16 protein-coding genes are annotated in these 14,837 nt (G+C 37.5%); 5 read left to right on the top strand and 11 right to left on the bottom strand.

Annotation, left to right across the window (positions count from 1 at the left end; translation table 11 throughout):
• Nucleotides 1-34: 34 nt before the first annotated feature.
• The 9 genes from TTE_RS01245 to TTE_RS01210 all read right to left on the bottom strand — a co-directional run bounded on the left by TTE_RS01245 (nt 35) and on the right by TTE_RS01210 (nt 8,866).
• Nucleotides 35-1,210 (bottom strand): ABC transporter permease, encoded by a 1,176-nt coding sequence (locus tag TTE_RS01245; protein ID WP_009610007.1) that lies wholly within the window; start codon nt 1,208-1,210, stop codon nt 35-37.
• Nucleotides 1,207-1,905, bottom strand: a complete 699-nt coding sequence (locus TTE_RS01240; RefSeq protein ID WP_009609996.1) for an ABC transporter ATP-binding protein — start codon at nt 1,903-1,905, stop codon at nt 1,207-1,209. Before TTE_RS01240 ends, TTE_RS01245 begins: the two co-directional genes overlap by 4 nt.
• Complete coding sequence (locus tag TTE_RS01235) at nt 1,902-3,461, bottom strand: HlyD family efflux transporter periplasmic adaptor subunit (RefSeq protein WP_011024728.1); 1,560 nt, start codon at nt 3,459-3,461, stop codon at nt 1,902-1,904. The genes TTE_RS01240 and TTE_RS01235 overlap by 4 nt, the downstream gene beginning before the upstream one ends.
• Before the next feature lie 117 nt (nt 3,462-3,578).
• Nucleotides 3,579-4,949 carry an MATE family efflux transporter gene (locus tag TTE_RS01230; RefSeq protein WP_009610011.1) on the bottom strand — a complete coding sequence of 457 codons (1,371 nt, stop codon included), beginning with the start codon at nt 4,947-4,949 and terminating at the stop codon, nt 3,579-3,581.
• Between the two features lie 20 nt (nt 4,950-4,969).
• The gene (locus tag TTE_RS01225) at nt 4,970-6,124 is read right to left on the bottom strand and encodes a DNA polymerase IV (protein ID WP_009609988.1); all 1,155 of its coding nucleotides are present in this window, start codon (nt 6,122-6,124) and stop codon (nt 4,970-4,972) included.
• A 14-nt stretch (nt 6,125-6,138) separates the two neighbouring features.
• Nucleotides 6,139-6,609, bottom strand: coding sequence for a tRNA (cytidine(34)-2'-O)-methyltransferase (locus TTE_RS01220; protein ID WP_011024727.1), 471 nt, complete (start codon nt 6,607-6,609; stop codon nt 6,139-6,141).
• An 83-nt stretch (nt 6,610-6,692) separates the two neighbouring features.
• On the bottom strand, nt 6,693-6,806 hold the full coding sequence (locus TTE_RS14435; protein WP_259082306.1) for an OadG-related small transporter subunit: 114 nt from the start codon (nt 6,804-6,806) through the stop codon (nt 6,693-6,695).
• 84 nt (nt 6,807-6,890) lie between these two features.
• Nucleotides 6,891-8,000 (bottom strand): sodium ion-translocating decarboxylase subunit beta, encoded by a 1,110-nt coding sequence (locus TTE_RS01215; RefSeq protein WP_009610020.1) that lies wholly within the window; start codon nt 7,998-8,000, stop codon nt 6,891-6,893.
• 239 nt (nt 8,001-8,239) lie between these two features.
• Nucleotides 8,240-8,866 carry a PepSY domain-containing protein gene (locus TTE_RS01210; RefSeq protein ID WP_009609994.1) on the bottom strand — a complete coding sequence of 209 codons (627 nt, stop codon included), beginning with the start codon at nt 8,864-8,866 and terminating at the stop codon, nt 8,240-8,242.
• Nucleotides 8,867-8,984: 118 nt separating this feature from the next.
• On the opposite strand from TTE_RS01210, the gene nikR reads away from it, so the two are divergent.
• From nikR to TTE_RS01185, 5 genes are read left to right on the top strand one after another with little or no spacing between them, the layout of a single operon-like run.
• A complete protein-coding gene (nikR, locus tag TTE_RS01205) occupies nt 8,985-9,401 on the top strand; it encodes a nickel-responsive transcriptional regulator NikR (RefSeq protein ID WP_162009308.1) in 417 nt (138 codons plus the stop codon).
• 13 nt (nt 9,402-9,414) lie between these two features.
• Nucleotides 9,415-10,107 (top strand): cobalt transporter CbiM, encoded by a 693-nt coding sequence (gene cbiM, locus TTE_RS01200; protein WP_011024725.1) that lies wholly within the window; start codon nt 9,415-9,417, stop codon nt 10,105-10,107.
• A complete protein-coding gene (locus TTE_RS01195) occupies nt 10,104-10,421 on the top strand; it encodes a PDGLE domain-containing protein (protein ID WP_011024724.1) in 318 nt (105 codons plus the stop codon). Before cbiM ends, TTE_RS01195 begins: the two co-directional genes overlap by 4 nt.
• Nucleotides 10,414-11,229: a cobalt ECF transporter T component CbiQ gene (gene cbiQ / locus TTE_RS01190; RefSeq protein ID WP_011024723.1), complete on the top strand. Its 816-nt coding sequence runs from the start codon at nt 10,414-10,416 to the stop codon at nt 11,227-11,229. The genes TTE_RS01195 and cbiQ overlap by 8 nt, the downstream gene beginning before the upstream one ends.
• A 26-nt stretch (nt 11,230-11,255) precedes the next feature.
• A complete protein-coding gene (locus TTE_RS01185) occupies nt 11,256-11,984 on the top strand; it encodes an energy-coupling factor ABC transporter ATP-binding protein (protein ID WP_011024722.1) in 729 nt (242 codons plus the stop codon).
• A gap of 488 nt (nt 11,985-12,472) precedes the next feature.
• Here TTE_RS01185 and TTE_RS01180 read toward each other — a convergent pair whose 3' ends face one another.
• Both TTE_RS01180 and feoB read right to left on the bottom strand, forming a co-directional pair.
• A complete protein-coding gene (locus tag TTE_RS01180; RefSeq protein ID WP_011024720.1) occupies nt 12,473-12,817 on the bottom strand; it encodes a nucleotidyltransferase domain-containing protein in 345 nt (114 codons plus the stop codon).
• A gap of 31 nt (nt 12,818-12,848) precedes the next feature.
• Nucleotides 12,849-14,819: a ferrous iron transport protein B gene (gene feoB / locus TTE_RS01175; protein ID WP_011024719.1), complete on the bottom strand. Its 1,971-nt coding sequence runs from the start codon at nt 14,817-14,819 to the stop codon at nt 12,849-12,851.
• Nucleotides 14,820-14,837: the final 18 nt, after the last annotated feature.

Raw genomic sequence — 14,837 nt, 5'->3', positions numbered from 1 at the left:
TTTTAAATCTTTTTCGACAAAAAATCAATAAAAATTATTCATACCGTAAAGCCTCAATTGGATTGAGATTAGCAGCCTTATTCGCAGGATACACGCCAAAGAAAAGTCCCACCAAAACTGAAAAAGAAAAAGATATCAAAATCGTGCTCAAAGTAGGGTTCGCATCTATATTCATAGCCTTCCCTAAAGTCACTGCTAAAATATATCCTGCTATAATTCCCAATATTCCACCCAACCCACTTAAAGTTAAAGATTCAATAATGAACTGTAGAAGAATATCTCTCTTTTTTGCCCCTAGTGCTTTTCTTATTCCTATCTCTCTCGTTCTTTCTGTAACCGATACAAGCATTATATTCATTATTCCAATTCCACCGACTAAAAGTGAAATCCCAGCAATTCCTCCAAGAAGCAAACTCAGCGTAGTAGTAACACTATTTACCGTTGATAAAATCTGTGACTGGTCAATTATTGTAAAAGCACTGGTATCGCCTTTAAAAACCTCCAACAGGTGATTATTTATCATATTTTTGGCTATTTCTACAGTATCAGGATTTGACGCCCCAATATATATTTGCCTTATATTTTTATTTTTTGCGAAATAAAACATCGTCTTTATTGGAATAAATATTGCGTCATCGTCTGAACCTGCAATTGAAGATCCTTTTAATGCTAAAACTCCAACTACTGTAAAAGCCTGACCGTTTAATTTTATAGTTTTCCCAACCGGATCTGTAAACCCAAACAATTCTGTCGCAACATTGTGCCCTAAAACCGCAACTTTATTTCTTCCCTCATCATCCATTGGCGAAATAAATCTTCCTTCAGCTACCTGTATGCTGCGAATTGCCTGGTAATCACTATTTACTCCATTTACCATAGCAGAATCTACTGAATTGTTGCCGTACTTAGCAGTGACATTTGAAGAAATGACAGGTGAAACCGCTTTTATATAATTCCCATCCTTTAATGTCATCGCTTGCTCATAAGTGAGAGACGCTTGAGATCCGCGTCCCATAACACTCACCATTATGAGGTTTGACCCCATGCTTTGAATTTGGGAAGTTACACTCTTTGTAGAACCCTGCCCTATGCTGACCAACGCTATCACAGCTGTAACACCTATTATGATTCCCAACATTGTCAAAAACGACCTTAACTTATTGCTAAGGATACTCCTTATAGCAATTTTCAATGCCTGTACATATCTCACTGCGCCTTCACCTCATCCCCTAGAATGCGCCCATCTTTTATTCTCACTATCCTCTTTGCCTGAGCTGCTATATTTGGGTCGTGAGTGACAACCACCACTGTATTACCTCTTTCATTCAATTCAGTTATTATTTTCATTATCTCATTTCCACTTTTTGAATCTAAATTCCCTGTAGGCTCATCTGCTAAAATTATACGAGGATTATTAGCCAGTGCTCTAGCTATAGCAACCCTCTGCTGCTGACCCCCTGAAAGTTCATTGGGCCTGTGCTTCATCCTGTCTTTAAGCCCTACAAGCTCTAAAAGCATCTCTGCTCTCTCTCTTCTCTCCTTTGCAGGAACACCTTTGTATATCATAGGCAGTTCTACATTTTCTAAAGCAGTCATCCTCTGCAGCAAATTGAAGTTTTGAAATACAAACCCTATTTCACTGCATCTCAAATCTGCCAGCTGATTATCAGTAAGCTTACTTGTATCAATACCATTAAGGAAATATTCACCAGATGTCTTCGTATCAAGGCAACCTATTATGTTCATCAATGTCGTCTTACCTGAGCCCGACTGTCCTACAATTGAAACAAATTCACCTTCCCGGATATCCAAATCTATTCCATCTAATGCCCTTACTTCATTCTGCCCGATTCTATAAATTTTTGTTAAATTTCTCATTTTTATCAGTACTTTATCACTATTCATCTATTATTGCCCCCTGAGGAAGAGTTGTTCTGCCATGACCTGTTAAAGCTTCCTCCTTGAAAGCTTCCACTCGGCCTTTCAGTATTTCTATTGAATCCTCCCTGCGGCCTCATCATAAAATTAAAGCCTTGAGGATTTCTATTGTTACTATTAGCCAAAGAGGAGTTCAAAGGAATTAACACCCTGTCGCCTTCCTGCAGTCCACTTACTATTTCTACAAAATTGTTGTTGTGAATTCCTGTTTCTATAAACCTTATATTATTTCTAAACAAGTTCCTCATATTATTGGCATTGGCATCAGAAAGATTTTGATTTTTCATATCATCTGTATAAAGTATCACATACTGTCTATTTCCCAGCGTCTGTACTGCCTGTATAGGGAGGAGTAAAACATCGTTTTTTTCTGCAACTGTAATAGCTACATCCATTGACATACCAAGCATTAGATCCTCACTCGGGTCTACCTGTATAGTTACATTGTACGATGCAACGCCATTCTGTATAGTTGGCAACTGTGATACTTGAGATACCGTTCCACTAAATACCTTTCCTGGTAAGTCATCAGTTGTAAGCTGGACCTTTTGACCTATTTTTATATTCTTAATATCTGTCTCATCAACGGAAAGGTTCACAATATATCCCGAATTGCCTACGATTACTGCTGTATCTGGCTGGCTCTCATAAGATGAAAGCTGTGTAATGTCCAAAACAGGCACAAAACCTGTCTGCACGTAAGAAGCATTGAGATTATTATTGCCTGCGTTACTGCTAAAATTCCCCAGAACATCTCCTTCTTTTATGTTCTGACTTAATATTTTCCCATCAATTGGAGAATAAATCTTTAAACTCTCAATCTGCTTTAAAATTTGATTATAGTTATTTTGAGCCTGCATTACTTTTATTTTGTCGCTTTGTATTTGAGCATCACTTATATTGCTTGAAGAAAGCTTAATTAAAACCTCTCCCTTTCTGACATTCTGCCCTGATGAAACATATATTTTTTCCACAGTTCCTGAAACTTGCGCTGTGACATTAGTCCCGCTATTACCAGAAGGTTGTCCTTCTTCGCTTCCATTAGATTTATTAACATTAACTACTGCAACTGGCATACCTGGAGTGACATCTTGGCCTTCTTTTACCAAAATTTCTACTACTCCGTCAACAGGAGAAGTGATGCTAAGTTTTGCAACAGCGCTATTGTAATTTTTTGTGTCCTGATTTAATTGTTGAGTCGCCAAATCAAGATTTAATTTAGCCTGTTCCAGCTGATTATTTAAATTATCGTCCTCAAGTTCATATAAAAGGTCACCTTTTTTGACTGAATCGCCTACATTAAAATACACCTTTTTTACAACTCCGTTTTTTAAAGTAATCGCTCTCACATCTCCTGTTAAATTACCTGTACCGGTAATTGTCATGGAAATGTTTCCTCGAGTAACAGTTACGTATGGAATCTGTGAAGAAGTAGAAGTTTTGGTTTTGTTTAGAAAATAAAATGTAGCAATACCTGCAATTAGAAGGATAGCGACAATTACGTATGCATACTTCCTTTTCATATTGCCACCTCTTTAATCGAAAGGTTTGTAAATATACTAGCAGAAAATTATGATACAAAAATTACAAATATGTGAGAAATTTGTGTGCAAAAAGGTCCGCTGACTTTTAGCGGACCCTTATACTTTTATGTACTTCCACTTTCCTGCTCTAAACCTAAAAATGTACATTATCGAACGAACTATAAAATCGGTAAAAACCCCAATCCATATCCCGTAGATGTCCATCCCAAAATTTTTAGCTAAAAAAGAACCCAATACTATCCTGAAAAGCCAAAGGCCTACCACAGTAGTAATTACAACATACGATATATCGCCTGCAGCCCTTAATACTCCCGCCATCACCACCATAATTGCAAGAAAGGGCTCTACTACTGCAAATATTTTTAAAATGCTAGCAGACACTCTTATAACTTCCGGATCGGTAGTATAAAGCGCTGCAAGCTGTTTGGAAAACACAAACATAAAAACGCCTATAACAGAAATTACTACAACAGAAATATTCCTGGAAACTTTGGCGTAAGTCTCCGCCATATCAAATTCTTCTGCCCCAAGGCTCCTTCCTACTAAGGCTGTAGCTGCTATTGAAAAACCAAATATTGGCATAAACGCAAGGCTGTTTGCATTCATTCCTATTTGATAGACGGCTATAGCTGTTGTGCCCATTGTGGACACTATTATCTGAACTACTAAAAATCCTCCCTGCATCACCAGCTGCTCTAAAGAGGCAGGAACTCCTATTTTTATAATCCTTTTCATCATATCAAAATCTAATTTAAAGGGCCCTCTGATGGCTATTCCCGCCTGGTTTTTCCCAGAATAAATTAAATAAGGTAGAAGTATCCCACCTACTATGCGCGCAGCTGTCACAGAAAAAGCCGCACCTTTAACACCAAAAGGAGGTATCAGGTACCTACCTTTATAAGGTACACCAAAAACCAAAAGCGCATTTAAAATGAGGTTTATTATGTTTACAACTGCAGTCACATACATGGGAGTTTTTGTATCCCCCGCCCCTCTTAATGCACCTCCCAATATTAAGGCAATGACCATAAAAGGAAACCCTATGAGAGCAATTCTGTAGTACAAAATAGCAAATTCAAAAACCTCAGGCTCGATCTTGCCAAAGAGAGTTTTTATGATAGGAATGTCAAAGGCATATCCTAAAAGTGTAAATAAAAGTGTCAAAAAAACTGCCATTATAAAAGACTGCGAAGTAGCAGTCTTAACCCCTTCAATATCTTCCTCACCAACAAGTCTAGCCACAACCACTGTAACACCTGTAGACAATCCTGCAAAGACTGCTTGTAGAAAAAATATAACCATGTTTATAAGCCCTACAGCGGCAAGGGCAGCCGCACTTATACGTCCAACAAATATGGTGGAAATCATTCCTACTGCCATCACAAGCATTTGCTCAGCTATAGAAGGCCAGGCAATCTCCATGACTTCTTTTGCTACATTTCGCCTTTCCTCTTCTTTTGCTTCCAATTCAATCCCCCCATTTTAGCCTATTTATTATCTTTTAGAAGTTCGCTTCCTTTTTTGATTATTTTTTTCCCTATTCTTTTATTTATCTCTTCTGCCAAATTCCCAGCTTTTATTACTTTAACCAATCTTTTATCTAAGAAGGACAATTGCTCATATTTCACAGGGCTTAAATTAGACACAGAGAGTCCTATCAGTCTAACATATTGCTCTAATTTCCACTCTTCTAATATCCCTTTTGCCACCTCATAAATGTCTTCACTAAATCTTATGTATTTATCTACTGTTTTGCTCTTTGTGTGAACAGCAAAATCTGCAGTTTTTATTTTCACAGTAACTGTCCTGCAGTAAAGCCTTTCTTTGATAAGCTCTTCCGATACAATTTCAGAAAATTCTTTTAGATGTTGAATTAGCAGTTCTTTATTCTTTGTATCTTTTTCCAAAGTCTTTTCTTTCCCTATAGACTTAATCTCCCTCATCGTCTCGACAGGCCTCTCATCAATACCTCTAATTCGATTGTATATCTCTACCCCTGTTTTCCCAAAAAGTTCTATAAGATTTTCTTGAGGAAGTTTTAATAAATCTTCCACAGTCTCTATCCCTATACTTCTTAGTTTTTCCGCAGATTTTTCGCCTATTCCATGGACTTTCGTAACAGGAAGGGGCTTTAATATTTCTGGTACCATGTCTTCTGTTATCACCATCAAACCATCTGGTTTATTCCAGTCAGAGGCAAGCTTTGCAAGAAATTTGTTGTAAGAAATGCCTACAGAAACAGTAAGGCCTGTCGCATCTTTTACTCTCTTCTTTATTTCCAGGGCAATATCCTCAGGATTTTTGTCAACATGTGTAACATCTAAATAAGCCTCGTCTATAGATACAGGCTCTACAAAGGGAGTTATGTCGTATAAGATTCTAAAAATCTGTTCTGATACTTCTTCATATCGTTTTCTCCTGACAGGCAAAAAAATGCCCTGAGGGCACAGTTTTTTTGCCATGTACATTGGCATAGCAGAGTGAATCCCGTACTTTCGCGCCTCATAAGAACATGTGGAAACAACACCTCTTCCTGATAATCCTCCAACAATGACAGGCTTCCCTCTGTATTCAGGATTATCCTGTTGTTCAATGGACGCAAAGAAAGCGTCCATATCAACATGGATAATCTTTCTTTTCATAAATTTCCCTCATTTCATCTCATATTGGGAAAACCCAACTGCTTTAAGGCTTCATATACTATTATGGCAACGGAATTAGACAAATTAAGAGATCTCCAGAGGATTTTCTCGTGCATCGGTATGCGTATACAGTCCTCGTAATATTCGTCTATGAGCCACTGAGGCAATCCTGTCGTTTCTTTTCCAAAAATCAAAAAAGCTTCGTCTTCATATTTGACTTCATGGTAGTATTTGTTTGCTCTTGTAGTAGCAAGGTAAAACTTCTTCCCTTTATGCTTTTCCAGAAACTCTTGAAGGTTTTCATATACCGTGAGGTCCAATAAGGGCCAATAGTCAAGCCCTGCCCTTCTTACATCTTTCTCATCTATACTAAAACCCAAAGGTTTTACAAGGTGAAGTCTGCTTCCTGTAAGTACACAGGTTCTTGCAATATTACCCGTATTCTGGGGTATCTCAGGTTCAACAAGTACTACATTAAGTGGCATTTTTGAACCCCCTGTATGTGCAACTAACTTTATAAATCTATTATATCACAACAAACTTTATAATTAAAAAATTCACTATTTCCCTAGTTGTCAAATATTTTCACTAAAACTTTAATCAGCACAAAAAATATGACTAACATCAAAAAAGTCATTCCTATTCCTACAATAGCGATTCTAAATATATTAAGTAAATCCATTTTGTCCACCTCTTTCAAATTTTAACTCCTCTAGTCAGAGGTCTGCAAAACCTCTTCCCTATAGTCCAAACTCAACACTTTTAATTACACAATAGAACTAACAAGTGCTATTACAATACCTCCTGCTATGATAGAACCTATTTGGCCTGCGACATTTGCTCCTGCTGCCTGCATCAAAATAAAATTTGTAGGGTCTTCTTCTTGGGCCATTTTTTGCACAACTCTAGATGACATTGGAAAAGCCGATATTCCAGCAGCTCCTACCATTGGATTTACTTTATTCTTTAAAAACAAATTTAAAAACTTTGCAAACAACACTCCTCCCGCTGTATCAAATATAAAAGCTATAAGTCCCATTCCAAATATCAAAAGAGTTGTAGGTGTCAAAAATTTGTCGGCAGTCATAGTAGAACCTATTGTTATCCCAAGTAAAAGTGTTACAAGATTGGCAAGTTCATTTTGCGCAGCCTTTGAAAGCCGTTCAACCACACCGCTTTCTCTTATTAGGTTACCAAACATTAAAGAACCTACAAGAGGAACACTACTTGGTACTAAAACTCCTGCAACAAATGTCACCGCTATTGGAAAAAGTATCTTAGCTGTTTTTGAAACTTTATTCATGCGCAAATCCATTCTAATTTTTCGTTCTTCCTTAGTAGTCAGGATCCTTATCACGGGGGGCTGGATTATTGGAACTAAGGCCATATAGGAATAAGCTGCAACTGATATAGGCCCTAAAAGCTTTGGTGCAAATAAATTAGCTACGTAAATAGATGTAGGTCCATCTGCAGCGCCAATTATACCTATAGAAGCTGCTTCTTTTAAATCAAACCCCAATATGTAAGCAAAAATTATAGTTAAAAATATTCCTAACTGCGCTGCTGCGCCAAAAAATATCATGAAAGGTTGCTGGAGAAGGGGTGAAAAATCTATCATTGCCCCAACTGCAATAAAAATAAGGATAGGAAAAAGTTCTGTTTTTATTCCTGCATTGTATAGAATGGTAAGAAATCCATTCTCACCTATAGCAGAGGAAAACGGAATATTGGCAAGTATTATGCCAAAACCTATTGGCAAAAGTAACATTGGTTCGTATTCCTTTTTTATTGCAAGATATATAAGGATACCTCCAATTATAAACATTACAACATGGCTTAAAGTAAGATTTGATATTCCTTCTATAAAAGCCTTCATTATTAGTTCCTCCTTTTGTAAAATATAACATACAAAAGCAAGACCTATATAGTGTTTACCTCTATAAAGGTCTTGCTCAAAACTCCGTCCGGAGTTTCTAACCTGCCGGAGAAAATTTCCCGTGCTGACGACAGGTTAAACCACATACTGTGGCAAGCTACTCCCCTTTACTTATGTTTAATTATATATTAAATCGTTATCACAATCAATGTAAAAAAGAGGCGGAAACCCGCCCCTTTTTAGTTTTCTCCCTGTTGCTCAAGTTGTACAGTGTCATTGTCAGAAGTATTTGCTTTTTCAACTTCTCCAGCTTTTTCTTTTTCATGCTTTTCATTGTCCTGTCCCTTGTCCTGTGCCAATACAGCACCATTTCCTGCATCGACTTTTACATCAACTACACCGCTATTTGTCTTAATCTCTACGCTGTACACAAGGTATCCATTTTCATTGTCAAGGCTTACCTTCTCAACTGTTCCTGGTACTACTTTCAATGCTGCTGTCTTTGCTTCATCAGGTGTTATTTTGGCAAGGAAAGAAAGCTGTGCACTCTCCTGTGCTTCATTGTCTTTTACAGCTTCGCTGCCTTTCCCATTGTCTTGCGGATTGGCAACTTTGATTGTCCCCTGGTAAACTGGTTGCTGCTCTTCTACATTCTGTTGGTCATTTGAAGTAGCTGCTTTTGTTGCTGTCACTGCTGGAGGAGTGGAGGGCGAAGTCTGTGCCTTTGCAATCCCCTGATAAGTAGCACCTCCTATTAACCCTAATGCCATTGCACCTGCCACCATGTAGCTTATTAGCTTTTTACTCATTCTTACCACCCTTTCATTATTTTTTGTTGATGGCCTACCATCAACTTTCAATTTCATTTTATAACCCCAACATTAAAAGAACATTAATGAAAAATTAATTTTTTGAAATTGACTCCTCTAAAAAATAGTGCTATTATTTTCTAAGAAAATAGCACAGCATAAAGGAGGGATTTGTCTGGAAGGCATCGTGCGCTTTGGCGTTTCCATGGAGTCAAAGCTTTTAAAACAGTTTGACGAACTGATTAAAAAGAAAAATTATAATAACAGGTCCGAAGCCATAAGAGACCTCATTAGAGATTTCATAGTAGAAAATCAGTGGGAAGCAGAGGATGTTGAGACAATAGGCACAATAACCTATGTGTTCAACCATGAGGTTAGAGAAATTAACGATAAACTCACAGATATGCAGCACAAACACTATAAAAACATCATATCCACTATGCATGTACATCTAGATGAGCACAACTGCATAGAAGTCATGATAGTAAGAGGCAAAGCAAAAGAAATTGTGAAGATCGCCGATGAAATAATAAGCACAAGGGGAGTAAAGCATGGAAAGCTTGTAATGACTACAACCGGTGAAAATTTATGAGAGGTGAGGATTTATGCATATACCTGACGGGTACTTGAGCCCTCAGACATGCGCTGTAATGGGGGCCGCCATGGTTCCTGTTCTCTATAAATCCGTAAAAGAAGTAAATAAAGAGCTTGATAAGAAGGACATACCAACGATGGCAATAGGTTCGGCTTTTTCTTTCACAGTCATGATGTTCAACGTCCCAATACCGGGCGGTACAACAGCCCATGCCATCGGCTCCACCCTTCTGGCAATAGTATTGGGCCCCTGGGCTGCGGTCATTTCTGTTACGGTAGCCCTTATAATACAGGCCCTCCTCTTTGGCGATGGAGGGGTACTGGCTTTAGGAGCAAATACTTTCAATATGGCTTTTCTAGCCCCCTTCGTTGGATACGGAGTTTACAAGCTTATGATGCGCCTTAAATTAAAGAAAGTTTTATCCTCCGCAATAGGTGCATATGCTGGAATAAATGCAGCAGCTTTTGCAACAGCAGTAGAGCTTGGCATACAGCCAATGCTTTTCCACACAGCTACAGGAAAAGCCCTTTATTTCCCTTATGGACTTAACATATCTATCCCTGCTATGATGTTTGCTCATCTCACTGTTGCAGGTTTCGTAGAAGCTATTGTAACAGCTTTAGTTATATACTACCTAGAAAAAGTAGGAGAAGATAATATACTCTACCAGTACTCCTACAGGCTAAGGGGTGAAAAAAGATGAAAAAGCTTTATATCATAGCTTTAATAATTATTCTCCTTACTCCTTTAGGCCTTCTGGCTTCAGGTTCTGCGTGGGGTGAGTGGAGCCTCGATGAAGTCAAAGAAATGATAGGATATGTGCCTGAAGGCATGAGTAAATTTGCAGAACTGGTGAAAGGCATACTGCCTGATTACAGTATTCCTGGCTTTGACGCCAATTTCTTTCAACAGGCGATAGGCTATGTATTTTCAGCCGTCATAGGCATTGCCGCAATACTCATAACATTTGCCATATTAGGAAGAGTAATGGGAAGGGTTAAGAAGAAAAATGGATAGATTTTTAGAAAAGACTATTCAAGGCATCTATGGAATTTTTGAAGATTTGTTTTATTCTGATGAAATTGCTGCAAAAAAAGGCCTTATGCAGTCATTAGATCCAAGAGTAAAACTTTTATCTATTTTACTTCTCATTGTAATAGCTAACTTTGGAAAGAGCATTCTTTTTCTTTCAGTATTTGCTATTTATACGGTAGTTCTAGCTTTTCTTTCAAAAATACCTTTGAAAGCCTATATAAAAAGAGTTGCTGTTATCTCAATAATTTTTACAGGAATAATACTTTTACCTTCAACTTTCAACTTTTTTGAAAAAGGAAGTCCTCTAATTTACTTTGGCAAAAACTTATACATCACAAAAGAAGGCGCCTTAGCTTCTCTTACACTCATGATGAGGTCATTTGTCTCTCTATCTTTTGTGTACATTTTGTCCCTGTCGACAAAGTGGACAGATATATTAAAGGCCTTCAGATCTTTTCATCTGCCACAGGTTTTTACCACAACTCTTGAGATGGCCTTCAGGTATATCTTTTTGTTTTTAGAAGTCTCTTTAAATACGTTTTTAGCGCGTAAAAGCAGAAACGTAGGAAAAATCAAAGGGAAAGATGGCAGAAAATTTGTCGCTTCTGTCATCGGAAGCATCTTAATACGATCCAATGAACTTACAGAAGAAGTGTACAAAGCGATGGTCTCAAGAGGTTATAGAGGAGAATACAAAACCTTCTCTTCTTTTAAAATGACCCCATGGGATTACATTTGGATTTCTTCTAATCTGATTTTTATAATAGCCCTATTTAACGCCAAATTATAAAGTTTTACAGGAGGAGATTTTGTAAATTGGATAAAGTTTTTGAACTAAAAAACGTGTCTTACTTTTACACCCCAAAAGTTCCTGCTTTAATAGACATAAGTTTTGACGTGAAACTCAAAGAAAAATTGTTTATATTGGGTGCAAATGGAAGTGGAAAATCTACTCTTTTAAAGCTAATGGATGGACTAATTTATCCTCATGAAGGTCAAATACGATTTTTTGGAAAAGTGATTGGAGATAAAAGAACCTTTGACGAATATGAATTTAGAAGAAGAGTGGGTTTTGTCTTTCAAGACTCTGACGTGCAGCTTTTTAACACAACTGTGTTTGATGAAATAGCTTTTGCCCCCCTACAGATGGGTGTGAAAAAAGAAGAAGTAGAAAAACTAGTAAATGAAATTCTCATTTCCTTTGGAATTGAAAAACTAAAAGATAGACCTCCTCACAGGTTAAGTGGTGGAGAGAAAAAAAAGGTAGCACTAGCTTCTATTATAGTGATAAACCCCGACGTTTTGCTCTTAGACGAACCAACTAACGGCCTTGATCCGCGATCAAAAAAGTGGCTTTTATCAAAATTAGAAGAATTAAACCAAAAGGGTGCCACTCTTGTCATCGCCACCCACGACCTTGAGATGGCAAAAAAATTTTCAGATAGAATAATAATTCTAAATGAAGAACATAAAATAGAAACTATAGGATCTCCTGAAGAAATTTTAAATGATGAAAAGCTCCTTCTCAAAGCCAATTTAATTTGAATAAAAATAGAGTAGGCTCTTGCGCTTACTCACAGTTTGTTGACAAAACCCATATTAATTTAAGTGGCATTTTGTGTTAATGCTCCGGAGTTGCAAAGCGACTAAACTAAGGCTCACTTTTCGGGCTCCGGCGGGGTCCCGACCAATTCGCCCTTCGGGCTCAGGTGGTCGCTCGCTTCGCTCGCCCCGCCTTCGCCCCTCAAGTTCGCCAAGTTTAGTTACCGCTTTGACAACAAGTCGCATTTACACACAAAATGCCACTTTTAAACTTTGTCAACAGTCTGAGAGTAGGCTCTTGCGCCTACTCATTTTATTCTCTCTTCTACAAAATTTATCACCTTACGAGCTCTTTCAATTGCAAACAAAGCATCCTCTTCTACAAAAGCTTCAGAAGGTATACCACCAGGCAATCCACTTCCCCTTCTTTTGCAAAAATAGCATCATCCAAGTCCCTTTTAGCTTGTATAAGCCATCTTTGGGATTCACTTTTACTTTCTCTTCTCATATAATACACGCCCTTCATCTAAAGCCTTTGTTATAAATTTATTCTTTCCGTATAATTTTTCAATTTCTTCTAGAGTGTATACTAATATATCCATAGCAACATTAGGCTGTATAGCATTGTAAAACACCTCTAACCTTTTCAAAAATGGCAGTTCAGTTTCCCAGATTATTAAAAGGTCTATATCACTTTTAGAATTTATATCCCCTCTCACAAGGGAACCAAATAACACAATTTTCTCTGGGTTTAAATGGATAATAGAATTAATGGCCCTATTTAGCTCCTCAAGCAATAATTTTTCCCTTTCCTTTTGAGGCATTATATACGGCATAATTTTATCACCTATTGCCATTATAGCACAATCATATAAAATTAAGAATTTGATTTACTATTCCACCTACTAAAATCGCAATAATTATATTCGCAAAAACTACCCACCACGTCTTTTTCCAGCCAATTGTCTTTTTCAAAGCGGCAATTGTCGCAATGCATGGGAAATACAGCATCGTCACAATTCCAAATACAATCATCTGCTTGGGAGTTAAAATCTGAGAAACCTGTGTCGTACCGGCCAGTGTAAGAAGCATTATTAAAGTGAGTTCTTTTCTTAAAATCCCAAAAATTAACACTATGCCAACTATTGAAGGAAGTCCCAACCATTTAACTACTATGGGATCCATCACATATGAAACATACTTGAATATTCCCGAATACTTCAATATCTCCAAGACTAAACTTCCTGCCACAATTATGGGCAAAGCTACGTACAAAAAATCTTTTATCCTAAGCCAAATTTGTTTTAAAGTAGGCTTCAAAGCAGGCATTCTGTAACCCGGAAGCTCCATTATGAGGTCATAAGGTTTTCCAGGCGCTATTTTATTCGCAAAATATGCTGCCACATATACTACAAGCACATCAAGAACAAATACAGCTAGAGCATATTGGGGTCCCATAAAAACTCCTATTGTCCCTAATATTATAACGATGCGGGCAGAACATGGAACAAGTGTTGACATAAAAGAGGCTATGAATATCTCTCTATCCGTCTCTAAGATTTTTGTCCCTAACACAGCTGGTACATTGCATCCAAATCCCATCAGTACAGGAATTAAAGCTTTCCCATGCAGTCCTACTTTATGCATTACTTCGTCCATTAAAAACGCAATCCTAGCAAGATATCCCGTATTCTCTAGTATAGACAAAAATACATAAAATGGAAATATATAAGGGAGAACGATAGTAACTGCAGAAATAACTCCTTCTGCTAATCCATTCCATATAAAGTCTTTGTACATCTCCGAAATATGGAGGTTATAAACCAAAGGCTTAAACTGGTCAAAAAAGTCCTCCAGTATACCTGAAAAATATTCTCCGAATTTGAATATGCCGTAAAAAGACAGAAATACAATTATCGCCATAGAAACGTAGCCCCATATCTTGTGAAGGACCACATTGTCTATAAGGTCTGTCCAGGTAATTCTATGGTGAATCTCTGAAACAGTTTCACTTGCGATGTACGAGGCTATGTCATACCTGTCAGCAGTAACTAAAGTCCCAATTGGGCTTTCAAATTTTGCCTTCAAATCCCCAAGTACTTTTTCAATCTCTTTATAAGCTTGTTCCCCTGAAGAAGTGCTTTTAAGTTTTTCAATTACGTCTTCATCCTCTTCCATGACCTTTAAAGAAATCCACAAAGGATGAAAAGATTTTACAAGAGGAACATTATACCTCATTAGAATTTTATAAATCTTCATCACATATTCTTTTATTTCAGGCCTATATTTTAACACCTTTTCACTTTCTATATCATAAGCAAAGACATCTTCTCCTTTGTAAGAATCAACCACTTCAAGTACTTTGTCAATCAATTCTTGAAGCCCTTTTCCTTTGGTTGCCACAGTTTCTACAACAGGAATCCCCAGAAGTTTTTCCAGCTTCTCTACATTTATATCTATTCCTTTTTTTATCGCATAATCTATCTGATTTAAAGCCATGACCATTGGCACGTGGAGCTCTAAAAGCTGAAGAGTGAGAAATAAATTTCTCTCGAGGTTAGAGGCATCCACTACATTTATAACTACATCCGGCTTTTCAAAGGCTATAAACTCACGGGATACAATCTCTTCCTGAGAATAAGCCGAAAGAGAATAAATTCCTGGCAAGTCTATAATTTTTATAATTCTTCCTTTGTACCTTAATGTGCCCTCTGCCCTCTCTACAGTTTTCCCAGGCCAATTGCCAATTATCTGCGTCATACCCGTCAACTGATTGAAAATGACGCTCTTCCCCACATTTGCATTACCAGCCAGTGCTACAACTATTTCCTTCTTCATATCGCAAGTTCTCCTTTT

The sequence above is a fragment of the Caldanaerobacter subterraneus subsp. tengcongensis MB4 genome (genome assembly GCF_000007085.1).
Classification (GTDB): domain Bacteria; phylum Bacillota; class Thermoanaerobacteria; order Thermoanaerobacterales; family Thermoanaerobacteraceae; genus Thermoanaerobacter; species Thermoanaerobacter subterraneus.
This window is presented reverse-complemented; position numbering and strand designations above follow the sequence as displayed.